This is a genomic window from [Clostridium] citroniae WAL-17108, assembly GCF_000233455.1.
Taxonomy (GTDB): Bacteria; Bacillota; Clostridia; order Lachnospirales; family Lachnospiraceae; genus Enterocloster; species Enterocloster citroniae.
This window is the reverse complement of record NZ_JH376421.1, coordinates 630,207-650,289: the sequence shown is the minus strand read 5'-3', so window position 1 is coordinate 650,289 and position 20,083 is coordinate 630,207. Positions and strand designations below refer to the sequence as shown.

Sequence of the window (20,083 nt, the reverse complement as noted above, 5' to 3'; positions counted from 1 at the left end):
GTTTGAATTCAAGTATAGAATTGTTAAAAGTAGAAAACGCTTTTTCAGGTAGTCAGGTTCTATTCTACCAGAAGTTTTGATGATTGTAGCGACGAGAAAAGATTTGTGAACATCGACACCACAACAGGTTTGGTAAGTAACTTTCATAGTCATGCTCCTTTCTAAAGTAAGATAAGAAGCCATTGACTGAACTGCCACACAATTTAACCAAGGCGTTAAAACAATTCTTAGTGTACGGACTCGTAGTACCACTTATTTGTGCTTGAAAAGGCAGGACTTACACTGATTATAATGCTGTCTAAAACGAGAAAGAATTTACAACTCCTCCTCCCGTGCTTTGTAGTATAGCTTCTTAGAAGCATTATCTCACGGAGTAGAGGTTTTGAAAATCTTTCATTACTATTTGTGCCGCGCCCGAAGGCGCGCGGAATGGAGATTATGATGAAAAAGACAATTGCAATGGTACTTTGCGCGGCAATGACACTGACAGCCTGCGGCGGTTCAGCTTCAGGGGATGGCAAGACAGATGAGGGCGGTCGGCAGAAACTGGTGCTTTCCACCTACGGGCTGAGCGAGGACATTTCCGCAGAGGAGGTATACGCGCCCTTTGAGCAGGAGTTTAACTGTGAGATCGTCACTGAGACAGGGGGCACCAATGACCGCTATACCAAACTGGCTGCCGACAGTCAGTCCAGTATTGATGTGATCGAGCTCTCCCAGGCCATGACGGCAAAGGGGATTGAGGAGGGATTGTTTGAGGACATTGACTTAAGTAAGATTGAGAACGCAAAGGATATGATCACAGCCGCCAAGACCATGGCAGAGGCAGGGCAGGGCGTTGCCTACACCATTAACAGTATTGGTATCATGTATGATCCCAATGCAGTAGACTTTGAGATCAAGAGCTTTGACGATCTGTGGGATGAAAGGCTCCAGGGCATGGTATCCATTCCGGAGATCACCACTACCTTTGGACCGGCCATGGTTTATATGGCAAGCGATCATGCGGGGGCAGACATTAAGAGTGACCAGGCAGAGGCGGCGTTTCAGGCCCTGGAACAGCTGAAGCCAAACCTGGTAAAGACTTACACCAAGTCTTCCGACCTGATCAATATGTTTACCTCAGGTGAGGTGGCGGTGGCTGTTGTGGGGGATTTCGGCGTGCCCACCATCCAGGCCGCAAATCCTGATCTGGTTTATATGACGCCTGATACCACATACGCCAACTTTAACACCATCAGCATTACAAAGAACTGTAAGAATAAAGAACTGGCCTATGAGTACCTGAACTACCGCTTAAGCCCGCAGCTTCAGGCCAAGACAGGCAAAGCCCTGAATGAGGCGCCTACCAACAGCAAAGTGGAATTCACTGAGGAGGAATCAAAGAACATGACCTACGGTGAAAATGCGGCCAATGCCAAGGTTCTGGACTACTCCTTTGTAAATCCGCAGTTAAATGCCTGGATCGACCAGTGGAACAGGATCATCAACAATTAGATCCCTGGAGAGAATTTATGAAAATTGATTTCGTGGTAAAAGATGCCTTGGTCTTTATGACTTACAGGCAGTGTTTTGAAAAAAGGGATGTAGCAGTTGCAGGGGAAAGGTTTTTTGAGGTTTCCCCTGCGCTTTGCTATCCGGGAGCAAAGGTCATAGACGGCAGGGGCAGATATATGATCCCAGGCCTTATTGACATCCATATGCATATTGAAAGCTCCATGACCTATCCGGCTGAGTTTTCCCGCATCACCCTGCCTTATGGCGTGACCACTGTGGTGGCGGATGCCCATGAGATCGCCAATGTGTTCGGCATGGCGGGGATCGAATGGTTTATGGGGCAGAAAACAGATCAGGACATATTTTATGCCATTCCATCAAGCGTGCCCGCCACCAACGAAAGGCTGGAAACCTCAGGGGCAAGGATTGGGGAAAAAGAGACAAAGGTCCTGGCTGAAAATAACAGAGTGCTATGCCTTGGTGAGGTTATGAATTTTAAGGATCTGACGTCCCAGGATGATACACTGATCAAACGGCTGGTAAGGATATGCAGGGATGGTTCCCAAACCGGGAAAACATCTGGAAAAGGGAGCGGCCCCAGGTCCGGAATGCGGATTGAAGGCCATTGTCCAAGGATTACCGGCACTGATCTTTGCCGGTTTATCTATGAGGGGGTGGATGCGGACCACACCCAGCAGACACCGGAGTCGGTTCTGGAAAAAACAGATATGGGCATGTTCATGGAACTCCAGTACAAGTCCCTGACACGGGAGGTTGTAGAGACCGTGAACAGATTCGGGTTATATGAAAATGTTGCCCTGATCACGGACGACACCATGCCGGACCAGCTTTTAAAAGGGCAGCTGAACAGGATCCTAAGCCATGCTGTCAAAATGGGTATGCCGGTGGAAAAGGCAATCTACTGCGCCACTCTGACCCCGGCCAGAAGAATGCATCTGGATGACAGGGGAATGATCGCGCCGGGGAAGCTGGCTGATTTTGTGCTGCTGGATGATCTGGAAGATTTTCAGCCAAGGGCTGTATATAAAAACGGAACATGCGTGTACGGAAAAGAACAGGTCGCTGAGGCAGATGATGGCCGGGCGGGGAATACCATTGTACCTGAAGCATTTTATCATTCAGTGAAATGTTCCATGGCCAGGGAGGAGGATTTCTTTCTGAAAGCAGCCCGGCCCTGTCATAGGGTCAGGGTAAATGTAATGAAGATCCAGGCCTTTGGGACCGCTACATCCAGGGTCATAAGGGAGCTGGAGGTAAAAGACGGCATCCTGTGCTGGAAGGAAGCAGGTCTGTCCCTGGCCGTGATCTTTGAACGGTATGGGAAGAACGGGAATATATCCTACGGACTGGTGGAAGGGGCCTTAAAAAGGCCTGGAGCCATTGCCACAACATGGTCCCATGACAGCCACAACCTTTTGGTGCTGGGAACCTGTGAAAAGGACATGGCCGTGGCACAGAACAGGGTGGTAACACTCCAGGGCGGTTATGTGGCGGCTGAGGGCGGTAAGGTGACGGCCCAGGCCCTGCTTCCTGTCGGGGGGATCATATATGACGGGCCGGTGGAGGAACTGGCCCGTGATCTGGCAGGGGTGAGAAGGGCAATGAGACGGCTGGGGTATGAGAACAACAATGAGATCATGTCCATGTCCACCTTGGCTCTGCCTGTGTCGCCGCAGCTGAAGCTGACGGATTACGGACTTTTGGATGTGAGAAGCCAGGAGCAGCTTCCTCTTATTGAGGACTATATGGATTAGGGGAGTTTTGTTATGAAAACAATGATCAAAAATGGCATCATAGTGACAATGAACAGCAGAATGGATGTGTACCCGGATGGATATTTGATCATGGAGGATGACCGGATATCAGAGGTGGGTCCCATGACAGGGTATGATGCATATAGAGACAGGCAGGGGATGATGGTCATAGATGCAGGCCATGCCATTGTAATGCCCGGCATGGTCAATACACACTGTCATATGGGAATGATCCCCTTTAGAGGGCTGGGAGATGACTGCAGAGACAGGCTCAGGGTCTTTCTCCTGCCCATGGAGTTTAAGGCCATGGACAGGGAGCTGGTCCGGCTTTCAAGCAGGTTTGCGGTGTGCGAACTTCTTTTAAGCGGTGTGACCACGGTCATGGACATGTATTATTTTGAGGATGCAGTGGCAGGTGTTATGGATGAGATGGGCATCAGGGGAATTGCAGGGGAAACGGTGATGGAGGATGCCACCTGTGATGCGGGAACGCCCCGGGAGTCCATTGCGCGGGGGGAAGAACTGATCAGGAGGTATAGGAACCATCCACGGATTATGGGTTGCATCTCACCCCATGGCACAACAACCTGCAGCAGCAGTACTCTTCAGAAGATACATGAGCTGGATCAGGAATATGGGGTTCCATTTACCCTCCATGTGGCTGAGATGGATTATGAGATGTCCTATCTCAGAGAACAGTTTGGATGTACCCCGGTAGAATATCTGGACCGGCTGGGAGTGCTGGATCCCCTCACCGTATGTGCCCACAGCATCCGGGTATCACAGCAGGATATCAGTCTTATGGGCAGCGCAGGCAGCGGTGCAGCCCACTGCATCGGCTCCAACACCAAGGCGGCCAAAGGCGTTGCACCGGTAAGTTCCATGCTGGATCAGGGGATAGCCGTAGGGCTGGGCACCGATGGTCCTGCCAGCGGCAATACGCTGGATCTGTTTACACAGATGAGGTTTTGTGCTAATTTCCATAAGAATGATTTAAAAGACAGAAGCGCCTTTCCCGCAAAGGATATAGTCTCTATGGCGACCATATGGGGGGCCAATGCTTTGGGGCTGGGGGAGGTGACCGGATCCCTGGTGCCGGGAAAGGCAGCGGATATCACGGTGGTGGAAACAGATTCCCCCAACATGTTTCCCGTATATGACCCTTATGCGGCCCTTGTGTACAGCGCACGGGCAGATAATGTAAGGGATGTGTATGTGGCGGGCAGCTGCCTGGTAAGAGATAAAAGACCGGTGCTTTGTAATATGGGGGAGATACGGGAAGAACTGCGGCAGAAAATGAACCGTACGCCTTTTGGGGAAATTATCCACCATAGAAAGCAAGCCCCCCGCCCCCAATATTAAAGGTGCTGATAAAATATATCACAATAAGGTGTTGACATGCATGTGCAAATGCATTACTATATGGAAGGTAACATCTTTTACAATTAAAAAGTTCGTAAATAAATATATATCCCTTATTCAGAGTGATGGAGGTACAAAGGACCTGTGAAGTCACGGCAACCCCGGTTGAGTATGTCAGAGTTTGTCTGATGGCATGCAAAAGGGCCGGAAGGTGCCAGCCTGAGCGAGGAGCGTGCGCATTGCGCAAGCTTAATCGAGCAATAAGAGGATTTGAAGATTTAATGATATTTTCAAGTCCGCAATTGCTGCGGACTTTATTTTTTGTAATTTTCCGATCATCGGGAGAAATGTTGCAAAACCTATTAATATTTGTTTGAATGAAAAGGAGAAACGATTATTATGGAAAGACGACTTTTTACATCTGAATCCGTGACCGAAGGACATCCGGATAAAATGTGCGATGCCATCTCAGACGCGATCCTGGACGCGCTGATGGCCCAGGATCCCATGAGCCGTGTGGCATGTGAGACAGCTACCACAACCGGCCTGGTGCTGGTCATGGGAGAGATCACAACCAATGCATATGTGGATATCCAGAAGATTGTCCGTGAGACAGTCAGGGAGATTGGATATGACCGTGCAAAATACGGATTTGACTGCGACACCTGCGGCGTGATCACTGCCATTGATGAGCAGTCACAGGATATTGCACTTGGGGTGAATAAGGCCTTGGAAGCAAAGGAGAACAGGATGTCTGATGAGGAGCTGGATGCCATTGGTGCAGGCGACCAGGGCATGATGTTTGGTTTTGCCACCAATGAGACGGAAGAGTACATGCCATATGCCATTTCCCTGGCACACAAGCTGACCAAACGCCTGACCGAGGTGAGAAAGAACGGCACTCTCAGCTATCTCCGCCCGGACGGAAAGTCCCAGGTTACGGTGGAGTATGATGAGAATGATAAGCCGGTGCGCCTGGATGCAGTGGTGCTTTCCACCCAGCATGACGAGAGTATTACCCAGGAGCAGATCCACGCAGATGTAAAGAAATACATTTTTGACCAGATCCTTCCCCAGGATATGGTGGATGAGAATACCAAGTTTTTCATCAATCCCACCGGACGTTTTGTGATCGGCGGCCCGCAGGGAGACAGCGGCCTTACCGGACGTAAGATCATTGTAGATACTTACGGCGGATACGCACGCCACGGCGGCGGCGCGTTTTCCGGCAAGGATTGTACTAAGGTGGACCGTTCCGCAGCCTATGCGGCCCGGTATGTGGCCAAGAATATCGTGGCAGCCGGACTGGCCGACAAGTGTGAGATCCAGCTGTCCTATGCCATTGGTGTGGCACATCCAACCTCTGTTATGGTGGATACTTACGGAACAGGAAAACTGGGAAATGAGAAGCTGGTGGAGATCATCCGCTCCAACTTTGACCTGCGTCCGGCCGGCATTATTAAGATGCTGGACCTGCGCCGTCCGATCTACAAGCAGACCGCTGCTTACGGACATTTTGGACGTAATGACCTGGATCTGCCGTGGGAGAAGCTGGATAAGGTTGAGCTGCTGAGATCTTATCTGTAAACAGTGGGATTGAATAATACTGGATAGGTATAAACGAGATAAGGAGGCATTGCACCAATAGAGTGTAATGTCTCCTTCGGTTATGTATTTATTCCTGTTATTGTCTTTATAAAATGATTCTGTGGGTGAGAAAGTCAGAGGGTGAGGGAACGGGCAATCCGCTTTTTGTATTCGCCCGGCGGAATGCCCTCCTTTTCTTTGAAAACGCGGCTGAAGTAGTGGACGGACTTAAAGCCGGTGTACTCGGCAATCTGGGTGATGGAGAGCTGAGAAAAGCACAGCAGCTCCCGGGCCCGGGCCAGACGGCGGTTCCCTATGTACTCAATAGTGGACTGATGGAACGTCTTCTTAAAAAGGCTGTTGAGCTGGCGTGCATTTATGCGGCAGGCTTCACACAGTATGTCCGAGGATAAGTCCTCACTTAGATGACGATCAATGTATAAACAGGCTTCGGACAAGGGTCCTTCGGGCTGTCTGGATATCCTTGGGAAGTGGGAATCAGTTTGACATTCCCGATATGCGGCTGCAGCCAGGGGAATCAGAAGCTGCTCCAGATACAGGGAACACAGGTCTTCATATATGGGCCGCTTAAGGATGCATTCATGCAGAATTTCCATTAACAGGCTGCGATTCTCGGCGGAAAAAGGAAGGAGCCTGGGCAGCAGCGTAAACTCCCTGTCCATGTCAGGGGAGGCACAAGTAAAGGTTATATGAAGAATTGTCAGGGAGGAGCGGCTTGCTGGGGTTGGTATAGCCACCTCCAAGGAGGGAAAAAGGAATAGGCTGTCCCTGGAGCAGGTATAGCTGCTGCTGTCCACAATCAGAACACCGCTGCCATCAAATACATAAAACAGGTGGAATTGACGTTGCATAGCCATGGGCAGAAGCGGCTTGTCCAGAAAATCATAGCCTACCAGGCGGATGTCCTGTATCATGGCTGCTCCTTTCCGTAGTTATCCTGCATGATATTCTTGGCATAATTGACTCCGCCTTCAATGTGGGCGTTCATCAGGCCTGCGGCACTGATACTGTCGTGTTTGGCAATGGCCTCATAAATCTTGCGGTGAAAGATCACAGAGTGTTCCAGTGCGTTTAATGGTGTGATCCCCATGCTGATGGAACCCTCCACCAGGTCGCTCAACAGCTCCTGGATGGTGATCAAAATCTGGTTATGGGTGCATTTGGCAACTGCATAGTGAAACTGCACATCCAACTCGTTATACTGCCGGAGTTTTCCCGTGCGTGCAGTCTCCGCCATCTTGGACAAGGGCAGCTTTACCTGGGCCAGGTCCTCGGGGGTGGCATTTAATGCAGCCAATTCCGCGGATTTGCACTCAATGATCTGGCGTATCTCAAAAATGTCCTTTAGGCTGTTGTTGTCCATGGACAGCATGGGAAGCAGTGTTTTTATGTAGGCATTGGGGGTGATCTCACGCACAAAGGTTCCGGCGCCCTGGCGCACATCCACAATACCCATGATATCCAGCTTGTGCATCGCCTCCCGGACAGTGATGCGGCTGACTCCAAACTGGGCTGCCAGCTCAGCCTCCACTGGAAGTTTTTCGCCCGGACGGTACTGTTTCCCGGTAATCATGGAGCGAAGCTGATCCGCCACCTGATCGGAAAGTTTTGTGCGCTGAACAACCATACAAACACCTCCTGCAGACATTATCTATGCGCTTTTATTCATATGATGATTATATCATATTAAGTTATATTTTTCAAATATTACATAAAATATGGGAAAATATGATTAAAAAATATACAACTTATAGAAAATATATTCTAAACATGTAAAAAACTGACCTAAAAAATGTAAATACAATGAAAGGGAAACCCTGTATAATAAAGTCATTAAAAATGATGGGAGGAAGTAACCTATGAGAAAACTAAAGAAATGTGTTTCTGTGATACTTTCCGTAGCCATGCTGTCCGCTCTGGGCGGTTGTTCTTCCGGAAATCCGGCTCCGGCCGATACGGCAGCGCCTGCCAATGGAGCGCAGTCAAACAGCGGGAATGATGCGGGTACTGAAGCACCAAAGGCAGGGGATGGCACGACCATTACCTATGTCACCCTGGGGGATACGGGTATGGAACTTCTGAAGGAGGCCGCCGAAGCGTTTAAAAGCGAGACCGGCATTGAGGTAAAGCTGGAGAGTTGGGCTTACAGTGATGCGTACCAGAAAATACTGACCTTGGCAGAGGGAGGCAATATGCCGGATGCCATGTATGGCTTTTCTTCCTGGACTCAGCAGTTTCGGGAGGCTGGATACACGGTAGCTATTAACGACTTGATCAGCAAGGAACTCTATGATGACTTTTCACCGGCAGCCTTGGAGGTGTGTTCTGTGGGTGATGAACTTTGGGCCATGCCGTCATACATGTCCATCCGCGGAATGCTGTTTAACAAAAACAGAATGGAAGAATCCGGCATTGAAAAGATTCCGACTACCTGGGAGGAATTTCTGGCGGACGGGGAAAAGCTGACCGATCCCTCCTCAGGCAAATACGCATACACCATGGTGGCAGGGCATCCTAAAAATACGCTGGACTGCTTCCTTCCCATTCTCTGGGCTTATGATGCAGATGTGATGAATGCAGATGGAACCGCAAATGGATTTAACAATGAAAATGGGATAGCGGCGCTGCAAATGTATGTGGACCTTGCAAAATACGCTGTTCCGGACTATGGACAGGCGGATATCAACAGTACCCAAAACAACTTTACAACACAGATAGCAGCGGCTTATTTCCACAATGCCCAGGGGTTGGCAGCTCTTAAGGAGGCTGGTGAGGATTACAGCTGGGCTGAGATTACAGAGCCGTTGGCAGGACCTTCCGGTTCCAGGTATTCTCTGGGTGTCATGGACATAGACCTGGTGTTTAATACCGGTAACCAGGAGGCGGCGGCAAAATGGCTGGAATTCTGGCATACTGCTAAGTACCAGGGACAGGTGATCAATCAGTCCGGTTTTGTTCCCAACCAGCAGAGTTACTTTAAGGAGATTCCGGAGTTTACGGATCCTGCCAATGTGATGGTAGCCCCATTTGCAGCAATGGAGTCCATGGCAAAATTTAAGCCGTCTATCACATGCTGGGAAGAGGTACAAAAGGCCATGGCGGATGCGGTTACCAAAGCTGTTATGGGAGAGATCAGCCCGGCACAGGCTATGGAACTGGCCGGCGATCAGGTGGATGAATTACTGGCAAAACAATGACAATAGAATCAGCGGGCGGTTTCCTTCCCCGTCCGCTTTTTTAGATGAGGGAGATGGACAATGAATGGTTTCTCGAAAAAGGAAAAGCACGACAGGGCGGTTAATCTATTATACGTTCTTCCCATGCTCGCGATTTTTCTCCTGTTTATTCTGTACCCAATCACACAGGTATTTTACATGTCTTTTTTTGAGCGGAAGGTAAATGGAAGCATGATCTTTGTAGGTCTGCAGAACTTTGCGGACCTGTTTGCCAACCCGGATACACCGCGCATGTTTAAGAATACATTTTTGTGGGTATTTGTAGGGGTTGCATTCAAACTGCTTCTGGGACTTTTCATGGCCCTGATTCTGTACAAAAAATTCTTGGGTAAAAAAATGATGACAGCGATCATGCTGATCCCCTACGCAATGCCGGCAGCGGTTTCCTGCATGATTTGGCGTCTGATGTATAATCCCATGTTCGGACATATTACTCAGTTCTTAATGGACACGCACATTCTGGGATTGCCCATGGACTTTCTGGGAAACTCAAAGACATCGCTGATTGCAGTAATGATCGTCAACATCTGGGCAGTAGCGCCCTTCTGCGCCCTTAATATCCTGTCCACTATGTATTCGATCCCCTCCTATATCTACGAGGCGGCCAGAATAGACGGGGCAAACGGCAGACAGCAGTTTTTTTCAATTACACTGCCGCTGATCACTTCTTCGGTGCGGACATTGGGACTGCTCATTGGGATCTGGGCGTTTAACACCTTTGATGTCATTTATATGATGACCCAGGGCGGCCCGGCCAATTCATCTTCCATAATGGTGAATTTTATATATCAGAATGCGTTCCAATTTAATAACCGGGGCTATTCAGCAGCAATCAGCGTGGTCAGCTTTTTGATCCTGTCTGTATTTGCAGTGCTCTATGTAAATTCCAAAGGGGAGGATACGCGGTATGAATAAATACAGAACTAAAAAAAATATCAAAAAGCTTCTGTTTGTCCTGCTGGTGCTCTTAATTATCGTGGTACTGATGTTCCCGGTGGCAGCCATGATCTCCGTGTCTTTAAAAAAGGCCAATGATGTGTTTACCATGCCTGTAACCTGGATCCCCAAGACCTTTGCCTTTGAGAATTATGTGCAGGTATTTGAGAAAATGCATATTTTAAACGGCTTCAAGGCAAGCCTGATCATTACCGGCCTGACGATCTCCCTGATCATGGTAATCGCCATACCGGCATCCTATGCATTTTCATGCTTGGATTTTTACTTCAAAAAGCAGATATATTATCTGGTCCTGGTAAGCCAGATGTTTGCACCGGTCATTGTCATCATTCCTCTGTACACCATGATGAACAGGCTGGGATTGATCGACAGCTGGTTCAGCCTGGTACTTATGAACACTACCTTTAATCTGGCATTTATCGTTCTTATGTTGAAAGCCACCTTTGACGGAGTGCCCAAAGAGGTGGTGGAGGCAGCTAAGATCGATGGATGCAGTCCTTTTATGGTAATGACCAGAATATTTTTACCGGTGTCCAGTACCGGAATCGCGGTAGCGGTTATATTTGCCTTTACCAGGACATGGAATGAATTTTTATTTGCATTCACATTTATCTCAACAACGGAGAAAAAGCCGATCATAGTCAGCCTTTATGAAATTTTAAAGAATAATCCGGCGGTGGGGATCCCCTGGCATTATGTGATGGCCGGAGCTATGTATACCACCGTGCCGCTGGTGATCCTGTTTATCTGTATCCGCAATTATATTACCGGGGACCACACAGCAGGAGCAATTAAATAAAAGAGAGGGTATTTGTAATGGAAGATATAAAAGGATGCTACTATTGTGATCAGGACAAGGGGTTTCGCAGCCTGCTGTTTAAAATCTGCGACTTAAAGGCCTCCAGTGTGTTTCTGTGTAAGGATCAGACACTGGCCGGCCGCTGTACCATCATGTTCCGGGATCACTACAGCGAGTTGTTTGAGATTCCTAAAGCAGAGCGGGATGAGTACATGGATGATGTCTGTGCCTTGGCTTGGACCATCAAAGATCTGTTTGGGGCCGACAAGATCAATTATGCAATTTACGGCGATGAGGTGACCCATGTACACTACACGCTCTGCCCCAAGTATAAGGGCAGGCTGGGCTGGGGAGGTCCCTTTGTGCTGTTCCCCGAAGAAAAGGATAAGATCATACTGACGGATGAGCAGTATCGGGAACGGATGGAACTGATCCGTAAAGCAGTAATGAAAAAGAGAGGTATTGGGCTATGATGATCAGTCTTCCTTATGGAAATGAGATGGTGGAAATGGAAGTACCGGACCAATGCTTTATCGGTATGATCGATCCGCCAAAGGCACAGCCGGCCGAATATCCGGAACAGGAAATCCGGTATGCCATTGAGCATCCGACCGGCGGCAGAGGGCTGGAGGACATCATTTCACCGGATCAGAAGATTGCCGTGATCGTGGACGATGGTTCCCGCCCTACACCCATCAGCACCATTCTGCCTGTGCTCATGGAAAAGCTTACAGATTGCGGGGCCAGGCCGGAACACATTAAAATTGTGATCGCTCTGGGCAGTCATCGTTATATGACCGAGGAAGAGATGCGTGAACGGGTGGGAGATACGATCTATGATACCTACCCTGTCATGAATTCAGAATTCAGGGACCCGGAACATCTGGTTTATATTGGTGACACGGAGGAGGGGGCGCCCCTTATGGCTACCAGCGCTATCATGGATGCGCAGGTGCGTATCGGGGTGGGAAACCTTGTCCCCCATCCGGTGATGGGCTGGGGAGGGGGAGGGAAAATCATCTTTCCCGGTGTGGCAGGAGAAGATACAGTCTCATATTTTCACTTAAAGGCCAGTCTGTATGATGAAAATATGTTTGGCCGGAATACCACGCCTATCCGGGATATGATGGAGGGCTGGGTAAGGCGTATCGGTCTTGATTTTATCATCAATACCATACTGACCCCGGAGCTGAAACTTTGCAGGGTGGTTGCCGGCGATTACATAAAGGCTCACCGGGAGGGGGTCAGGATCGGCAGGACGATCCTGGGAAGTAAGGTTACTGAAAAAGCAGATGTAGTGATCGTCAGTTCTCATCCCGCGGACCAGGATTTCTGGCAGTCTCCCAAAGCCATGTATGGGGCAGAGCCGGCTTTAAAGGGGGATAGAGGCGGAACCATAATCATGATCAGCCCCAACCATGAGGGGATTGGGCCCCATCCGGAATATCCGGAATACATGTCCCGGGACGATGGAGATGATATTGTGCGGGCCTGTATTGCCGGGGAAGAGATTCCCGGTGACCGGTTAGCGATTGCAGTTGGAAACAGCATGTCCAAGATGCGCCGCCGCCGGAAGCTGGTGGTAGTGGGAGGAGGGGTCACTGCAGAGCAGATGGCACAATGCGGATGTAAATATTATCCCCTGTCCGCTCTCCAGCAGGCAGTGGATGACGCGGTGGCAGAGTACGAGGATTGCCGGGTAGCGGCTATGAGCGGTGGGGCAGATGCATTTTTATATGAATGATGAAGGAGAAACGAGATGACAATGTTAAAAGACTATTATACGGGCCGGCTTCACATTATGGTATTTGATACACGTGAGGCCATGGGCCGTAAGGCAGGGGAACAGGCTGCCAGACGTATCCGGGACCTGCTTGGAGATAAAGAAGTGGTCAATGTGATCTTTGCAGCCGCACCCTCTCAAAATGAGACATTAAAAACACTGGTAAATGCAGATGGAATTGACTGGACGCGTGTCAACGCTTACCATATGGACGAATATGTAGGCCTGGACCCGGGGCATCCGGCGGGATTTTGCAATTACTTAAAACGCATGGTATTTGACCTCCTTCCGTTTCGCTCCATCAATCTGATTAATGGGAATACTGATAATCCTGATGCGGAGGCGCTCCGCTACAGCAGGCTTCTGGAAAAAAATCCAGCAGACATCTGCCTGCTGGGGGTGGGAGAGAACGGGCATCTGGCCTTTAATGATCCTCCGGTAGCAGACTTCCGTGACCCGGTAATGGCTAAAGTGGTGAAGCTGGAGGAAAAATGCCGGGAACAACAAGTCCATGACGGATGCTTTAAGGAACTTTGCCAGGTGCCCACCCACGCTGTAACAGTGACGATCCCGGGGCTTATGGCGGCGGGATCAATGGTCTGCAGCGTGCCCGCAGCGACTAAGGCTGAGGCTGTGCGGGATATGCTGGACGGGCAGGTATCTGAGCGCTGCCCGGCCAGCATTCTGACTACCCACAGGGATGCGGTCCTGTATCTGGATCGCGAGTCTGCAAACTATGTGTTGTAGTATCTGAGCGATGGGAGGTTATCCATGAGTGTACATTTTGTTAATGCTGCATTAATCTATCCGGATCGTATTGAGCAGGGATTTGTCACAGTGGAGGGGCATAAGATCCAGGCAGCGGGAACAGGATTTCCACAGGTCAACCGTGGGGATCAGGTATTTGACCTGAGGGGGAAATATTTATCCCCTGGGTTTGTGGAAATACATAGTCATGGTGCCGGAGGCTGCGACTTTATGGACGGCACCGCAGAGGCGGTAATAACAGCGGCAAGAACCCATTTGCAGCACGGTACCACCACGCTGTTTCCCACCACCCTGGCCGCCAGACGGGAGGAGATTTTTAACAGTATTGATGGGCTTCGATCCGCCCGGCGTATTATGACGGACGGCCCGGAACTGCCGGGTCTTCATATGGAGGGACCTTATCTGAATCCTAAACAGAAGGGAGCGATTGACGAGAGATACATCCGTAATCCCCGGCGGGAGGAGTACGAAGAGTTTATCTTCTACGGAGAAGGCGCGATCTCCCGATGGACCCTGGCACCGGAACTGCCGGGAGCCATGGAGTTTGCCCGCTGTCTGATCGATCATGGAATTGTGCCTTCCATGGGCCATACGGATGCGGAGTACAGCCAGGTCCTGGAGGCATACCACAATGGAATCAGCCATGTGACGCACCTCTATTCCGCCATGTCCGGTATGGTGAGAAAGGGTGGCTTCCGCTATCCTGGCCTGATCGAAAGTGCGTTCTGCATTGATGATCTGACCGTGGAGGTAATTGCTGACGGATGTCATTTGCCGGCAGAAATCCTGGAGATGGTGTATCGGATCAAGGGGCCGGGCAAAATGGCGCTGACCTGTGACTCCATGCGCTGTGCCGGGCAGAATGTGAAGGAGTCTGTGCTGGGCAGCCTAAAAAACGGGCAGAGGGTGATTATTGAGGATGATGTTGCGAAAATGCCGGACCGCATGGCGTTTGCAGGAAGTATTGCCACGGACGACCGGCTGGTACGGGTGATGTACCGTCAGGCCAGGGTGCCGTTGTGGGACTGTGTACGTATGATGAGTCTGACACCGGCTGCAATCATGGGGATAGGGGATCAGGTGGGAAGCATCATGCCGGGAAAAACCGCCAATCTGATCTGCTTTGATGAGGACATACGTATCAGCGCTGCCATGGTGCGGGGGAATGTTGTATACGGCTCCTTTGAGTCCGGGAAATGAGGTAAATGATGAATCGGAATGAGCTGCTGCGCCTAAAAGGCTTTTACGAAAATGAATTGACCAACCATATTTTGGCCTTTTGGCTGCCCAGGTGTCTGGATAAAGAGCACGGCGGATATGTGAACTGCTTTGACAATACAGGGGAGCGTCTGCTGAGTTATGACAAATATACCTGGAGCCAGGGACGTTTTGTGTGGCTGTTTTCACGTCTGGCCAATACAAAAACGAGAATTTTTTCCCAATCCCAGAGAAATGAATTTATACGGCTGGCAAAGGTGGGAAGAGATTTCTTGATCAAACACAGCCTGATGGGGCCAAAGGATGTGCGCTGTGTTTATCTGATGGAGCGGGACGGTACTCCCAAGCATGTTGAGGGGTGGGAGCCTCTGGATATGAGTATTTACGCGGATTGTTTTGTAGTGCTGGCCATGGCCGGTTACGCTGCAGCTGCCGGTGACCCGGAGGCGTACGGATTTGGAAAACAGCTCTATGAATCCATTCTGGATCGGATCGGAACCGGAACATTCAATACCCTGCCGTACCCGCTGTCAAGCTGCTATCGGGCCCATGGTATTCCCATGATCCTCTCCAACGTGACCAGAGAACTGTATACGGCTGCCGAACATTTGGACCCGGGGTACCGTGACACGCTGAGGGAACACCTGCGCGTATTTGTAGATGACATTTTATACCATTTTACAGATGAGAAGGATGTAATACACGAGGTGATCGCCGCAGACAACAGCCAGGTGAAGGGGGTGCTGGGTCAGCATGCCAATCCGGGACATACCATTGAGGACATGTGGTTTATGATGGATGCTGCAGATTTGCTTGGGCGGGAGGAAATGGTGGAACGGATCGCTCATATCACCGAGCAGGCGCTGAATATTGGGTGGGACAAGGAATTTGGCGGAATTCTTCACTATAGCTCGGTGGAGGGCGGCCCTCCAGGGGATATGCATACAGGTATGCCCAGGAAGACATATACGGACATGCCTGGGAAAATGAAGCCCCAAACCTTTGCGCGGTCGGATACCGTTATCACGGAACCTGTGGAGCGGCAGGTTTTGGAAGGGTGGGGAGATAAGCTGTGGTGGGTCCATGCGGAAGCACTGTACACCACATTGCTGTGCTATCACCGTACTGGAAAAACGCAGTTTCTGGAGTGGCATGAAAAAGTATTTTCTTACACCTTCCGGACATTTCCCAATCAAGACCCTGAGGTGAGGGAGTGGAAACAGATCTGCAAGCGGGACGGAAGCCCTCAGGACAAGGTGGTAGCACTTCCGGTCAAAGATCCGTTCCACATTGCAAGGGATCTGATCTTAATTTTGGAGTTGTTGGATACCATGGTAATGGATCCGGGCATATAGCCGAAGATGGATGTTCACAAAAACAGAAAAAGATCAGGTGACTTAGATGTGTTAATTCATTCACATATAAGTGTTTTTTATCAATTTTCTAATTTTATTTAAGGGGTACAAGGTAAATACCACCCTGTATGCTTGAAAAAAAGCTGTAGAATTTTGAAATATTGTTAAAATATATTCAAAGTTTTACGGCTTTTAAAAAATATTATTTTTATATTCTAAAAAAATTTGTCTTCAATATGTTAAAACTATAACATATCTGGCGCTGTGAGACTCTCAATACATTGGATGGCATCACAGGCACATGGAGCGATCTTACGGGAAGTTCGCCGTCACATTTTTCCAACTAATAATGTAGCAATTTTTTAAACACAGGATAATCACAGACAACATGTTAAAAAATCTTAACAAGCAAAATTATATAAAAAATGTTAATTATAAATCGAGATAAATCTAATAATTATCAAATAAATGTTAAATATATATTTTAATTGACAGAATAAATTCCCTGGCTATAATCAGCATTAGAGCACCCGTCCTGCTGATGGCAGATGAGATGGGATGCAATTATAACCATAAGGGGGTAGCAGTGTGTCTACATATTATTTTTTACCAACACGGAATGTTTTTGGTGAGGGAGCGGTTCAGGAGGCAGGAGAGTTAGTTAAGAGTTTAGGGGCAAAAAAATGTCTGATTGTCACGGACAAATATCTGGGAAAGATCGGAATGGCCGACCGGGTACAGGAGATCCTTAAAAAGGCAGGGGTGGAAGCCAGCATTTTTGCAGGAGCCGAGCCCAATCCAACGGATAAAAACGTGGAGGCAGGAGCTGTATTTTACCAGGAAAACCAATGCGATTCCATCATTTCCCTGGGAGGCGGTTCCTCCCACGACTGTGCAAAGGGAATCGGCCTGGTGGCTGCCAACGGTGGAAAGATTGCTGATTTTGAAGGCGTTGATAAATCCTCCAACCCCATGGTTCCTCTTATGGCGGTCAACACCACTGCGGGAACCGCATCAGAGATTACCAGGTTCTGTATTATCACGGATACCTCACGCAAGGTGAAGATGGCCATTGTGGACTGGAGGGTTACACCACAAATCGCCATCAATGACCCGGAGCTTATGAAAGGTATGCCGCCGGCTCTGACTGCCTCCACGGGAATGGATGCATTGACCCACGCCATTGAGGCATATGTGTCCACGGACGCCAACCCTCTGACAGATGCTGCAGCCATTATGTCCATCAAGATGATCGCCCATTACCTTCCCAAGGCGGTGGCCAATGGAAATTACATGAAGGCCAGGGATAAGATGGCGTATGCCCAGTACCTGGCGGGCATTGCATTTAACAACGCGTCATTGGGTTATGTCCATGCCATGGCTCATCAGCTGGGCGGCTTTTATAATCTGCCCCACGGTGTCTGCAACGCCATTCTTCTGCCCTATGTTGAGAGCTATAACCTGATCGGCAACATGAACCGCTTCAGGGATGTGGCCCAGGCAATGGGTGTTCAGGTGGAGGGGATTTCCGTTACATGTGCGGCGGAAAAGGCCATTGAAGCCATTAAGAAGCTGAGCAGGCAGCTGGAGATCCCATCGGATCTAAAGCAGCTGGGAGTAAGGGAAGAGGACTTTGGCATCATGGCGGATAACGCTAAAAAGGACGTATGCCAGCTGACCAATCCAAGGACTGCAACCAGGGAACAGGTCATTGAAATTTACCGCCAGGCCTACGTTGGGGAATAGGCTCTGTCAGGGCGTGCCGGAGGAAGATCATCAGGCGCGCCCTGGTGTTAAGGCAATGTTAACAATAAAAGTTTGTTAAATAAAAGATTTTTGTTGACTATTACCTGTCCCATGATATATCATAGTGGCCAGAGGGGTAACACAACCGTATTAATCTTCCGGCAAGGAAGGTTTTTCTGGAAACATGGTGTTTTAGGGCGGTTTTAGGCTGGCTTTAAGATACATGTTTTTTTTGTGCCCAAAAAGCCCGCCTGAATACTGTACCAAGTGTTGAGAGGAGAATTTATTATGCATAATGTAGGGCTGCAGGAGAGATACCAGTTGTTGATCGGGGGCCAGTGGAAGGATGCTTCCGACAAAAAAACATTTAAGACCATCTGCCCGGCGGACGGAAGTGTCCTGGCAGAGTGCGCGGAAGCTACCAGGGAGGATGTGGATGAGGCAGTGAAGGCGGCCTGGAAGGCGTTTGAATCCTGGAAGCATGTAACGGTCAATGAGAGGGCTGTGATCCTAAACAAGATTGCGGATATCATTGACGCGAACCAGGAACACCTGGCAATGGTTGAATCGCTGGATAACGGAAAGCCCATCAGGGAGACCATGGCTGTGGATATCCCTATGTCCGCCCAGCATTTCCGGTATTTTGCCGGCTGCATCATGGCAGATGAGGGCAGCGCCAACATGCTTGGGGAGAGCACCTTAAGCCTGATCCTCAGGGAACCCATCGGTGTGGTGGGACAGATCGTGCCGTGGAACTTCCCGTTTCTTATGGCGGCCTGGAAACTGGCTCCCGTGCTTGCAAGCGGGTGCTGTACCGTGTTTAAGTCATCCAGCGCCACGCCCTTAAGCGTCCTGGAGTTTGCAAAACTGATCCAGGATGTGCTGCCCGCAGGCGTGTTTAATGTGATCACCGGTTCAGGGTCCAAGTCCGGCCAGTATATGCTGGAGCACAAGGGCTTTAGAAAGCTGGCATTTACAGGCTCCACGGAAGTGGGCAGGAACGTTGCCCTGGCAGCTGCCCAGAGGCTGATCCCCTCCACACTGGAATTAGGGGGAAAGTCGGCTAATATTTTCTTTGAGGACTGCAATTGGGAAATGGCAATGGACGGCCTGCAGATGGGAATCCTCTTTAACCAGGGCCAGGTCTGCTGCGCGGGTTCCAGGGTCTTTGTCCAGGAAAGCATATATGACCGGTTTGTGGAAGAGGCTGTAAAGCGCTTTGACCAGGTCAAGGTAGGTCTTCCATGGGAAGCGGATACCCAGATGGGAAGCCAGATCAGCAAGGCCCAGATGGAAAAGATCCTTAAGTACATAGAAGTGGGAGAATCAGAAGGTGCCAGCGTGCTCTGCGGAGGACAGCAGCTAAAGACTGAGGGATTGGAAAACGGCTGCTTCCTCAAACCAACCCTTCTTGGAAATGTCACAAACCATATGAGGGTGGCTCAGGAAGAAATCTTCGGACCTGTTGCCTGCATCCTGAAATTCCGGACAGAGGATGAAGTGGTCCAAATGGCCAATGACAGTGAATACGGCCTTGGAGGGGCTGTATGGACCAGGGATATCAACAGGGCCCTGCGGGTATCCAGGGCAATCGAGACAGGGCGTATGTGGGTAAATACCTATAATGCCATCCCGGAGGGGGCGCCCTTTGGAGGATATAAGGCATCAGGCATTGGACGCGAAACCCACAAGGTGATGCTGGAGCACTATACCCAGATGAAAAATATTATGATCAACCTCAGTGAGGCGCCCACAGGATTTTATCCTGTAAAATAAAATGCAATAGAAGTATTTTTTATGTGGATTCTTTATATAGAAGGGGAACAGTTTTGGATCGGGAAGATCCGGGGCTGTTTCTCTTTTTTCTTGCCGTTTTTTTGATTTAATTTTAACGATACATAGAGTGATATATAGGATGATCCGGTGTGAAATGATTAAAAGTCAAAAATATTTAAAATATATATTGACATAATTTTAAC

General features: G+C 49.4%; 16 protein-coding genes, 1 pseudogene and 1 riboswitch. Of the genes and pseudogenes, 14 read left to right on the top strand and 3 right to left on the bottom strand.

Annotated features, from left to right (window positions below; translation table 11 throughout):
- Positions 1-147, bottom strand: a pseudogene (locus tag HMPREF9469_RS33780) (IS110 family RNA-guided transposase); the annotation flags it as partial.
- Between the two features lie 294 nt (positions 148-441).
- On the opposite strand from HMPREF9469_RS33780, the gene HMPREF9469_RS12925 reads away from it, so the two are divergent.
- The 4 genes from HMPREF9469_RS12925 (at position 442) to metK (ending at position 6,221) form a co-directional block, all read left to right on the top strand.
- Positions 442-1,497 (top strand): ABC transporter substrate-binding protein, encoded by a 1,056-nt coding sequence (locus HMPREF9469_RS12925; protein WP_007862568.1) that lies wholly within the window; start codon positions 442-444, stop codon positions 1,495-1,497.
- A 17-nt stretch (positions 1,498-1,514) separates the two neighbouring features.
- Positions 1,515-3,272, top strand: coding sequence for an adenine deaminase C-terminal domain-containing protein (locus tag HMPREF9469_RS12920; RefSeq protein WP_007862567.1), 1,758 nt, complete (start codon positions 1,515-1,517; stop codon positions 3,270-3,272).
- Positions 3,273-3,284: 12 nt separating this feature from the next.
- The gene (locus HMPREF9469_RS12915; protein ID WP_007862566.1) at positions 3,285-4,634 is read left to right on the top strand and encodes an amidohydrolase; all 1,350 of its coding nucleotides are present in this window, start codon (positions 3,285-3,287) and stop codon (positions 4,632-4,634) included.
- A 110-nt stretch (positions 4,635-4,744) separates the two neighbouring features.
- Positions 4,745-4,901: riboswitch (SAM riboswitch) on the top strand.
- 132 nt (positions 4,902-5,033) lie between these two features.
- Positions 5,034-6,221 (top strand): methionine adenosyltransferase, encoded by a 1,188-nt coding sequence (gene metK / locus HMPREF9469_RS12910; RefSeq protein WP_007862565.1) that lies wholly within the window; start codon positions 5,034-5,036, stop codon positions 6,219-6,221.
- 134 nt (positions 6,222-6,355) lie between these two features.
- Here the strand turns inward: metK and HMPREF9469_RS12905 are convergent, their stop codons facing one another.
- Positions 6,356-7,156, bottom strand: coding sequence for a helix-turn-helix transcriptional regulator (locus HMPREF9469_RS12905; RefSeq protein ID WP_007862564.1), 801 nt, complete (start codon positions 7,154-7,156; stop codon positions 6,356-6,358).
- Positions 7,153-7,869, bottom strand: a complete 717-nt coding sequence (locus HMPREF9469_RS12900) for a FadR/GntR family transcriptional regulator (RefSeq protein WP_007862563.1) — start codon at positions 7,867-7,869, stop codon at positions 7,153-7,155. The genes HMPREF9469_RS12905 and HMPREF9469_RS12900 overlap by 4 nt, the downstream gene beginning before the upstream one ends.
- 232 nt (positions 7,870-8,101) lie before the next feature.
- Here HMPREF9469_RS12900 and HMPREF9469_RS12895 point away from each other — a divergent pair, with 232 nt between their 5' ends.
- From HMPREF9469_RS12895 to HMPREF9469_RS12850, 10 genes are all read left to right on the top strand, one after another.
- Entirely contained in the window at positions 8,102-9,439 is a 1,338-nt protein-coding gene (locus HMPREF9469_RS12895; protein ID WP_007862561.1) for an ABC transporter substrate-binding protein, read from the top strand.
- 210 nt (positions 9,440-9,649) lie between these two features.
- On the top strand, positions 9,650-10,393 hold the full coding sequence (locus HMPREF9469_RS12890) for a carbohydrate ABC transporter permease (protein ID WP_227884317.1): 744 nt from the start codon (positions 9,650-9,652) through the stop codon (positions 10,391-10,393).
- Positions 10,386-11,234: a carbohydrate ABC transporter permease gene (locus tag HMPREF9469_RS12885; RefSeq protein ID WP_007862556.1), complete on the top strand. Its 849-nt coding sequence runs from the start codon at positions 10,386-10,388 to the stop codon at positions 11,232-11,234. Before HMPREF9469_RS12890 ends, HMPREF9469_RS12885 begins: the two co-directional genes overlap by 8 nt.
- 17 nt (positions 11,235-11,251) lie before the next feature.
- Complete coding sequence (locus tag HMPREF9469_RS12880) at positions 11,252-11,707, top strand: HIT family protein (protein ID WP_007862554.1); 456 nt, start codon at positions 11,252-11,254, stop codon at positions 11,705-11,707.
- The gene (locus HMPREF9469_RS12875; protein WP_007862553.1) at positions 11,704-12,978 is read left to right on the top strand and encodes a nickel-dependent lactate racemase family protein; all 1,275 of its coding nucleotides are present in this window, start codon (positions 11,704-11,706) and stop codon (positions 12,976-12,978) included. Before HMPREF9469_RS12880 ends, HMPREF9469_RS12875 begins: the two co-directional genes overlap by 4 nt.
- 15 nt (positions 12,979-12,993) lie before the next feature.
- Positions 12,994-13,764, top strand: a complete 771-nt coding sequence (locus tag HMPREF9469_RS12870; protein WP_007862551.1) for a glucosamine-6-phosphate deaminase — start codon at positions 12,994-12,996, stop codon at positions 13,762-13,764.
- A gap of 24 nt (positions 13,765-13,788) precedes the next feature.
- Positions 13,789-14,985 carry an N-acetylglucosamine-6-phosphate deacetylase gene (gene nagA, locus HMPREF9469_RS12865; protein WP_007862549.1) on the top strand — a complete coding sequence of 399 codons (1,197 nt, stop codon included), beginning with the start codon at positions 13,789-13,791 and terminating at the stop codon, positions 14,983-14,985.
- 5 nt (positions 14,986-14,990) lie between these two features.
- The gene (locus tag HMPREF9469_RS12860; protein ID WP_242827915.1) at positions 14,991-16,358 is read left to right on the top strand and encodes an AGE family epimerase/isomerase; all 1,368 of its coding nucleotides are present in this window, start codon (positions 14,991-14,993) and stop codon (positions 16,356-16,358) included.
- Between the two features lie 588 nt (positions 16,359-16,946).
- Positions 16,947-18,104, top strand: a complete 1,158-nt coding sequence (locus HMPREF9469_RS12855) for an iron-containing alcohol dehydrogenase (protein WP_007862543.1) — start codon at positions 16,947-16,949, stop codon at positions 18,102-18,104.
- Positions 18,105-18,392: 288 nt separating this feature from the next.
- Entirely contained in the window at positions 18,393-19,880 is a 1,488-nt protein-coding gene (locus HMPREF9469_RS12850; RefSeq protein WP_007862542.1) for an aldehyde dehydrogenase family protein, read from the top strand.
- The last annotated feature ends 203 nt before the right edge of the window (positions 19,881-20,083 follow it).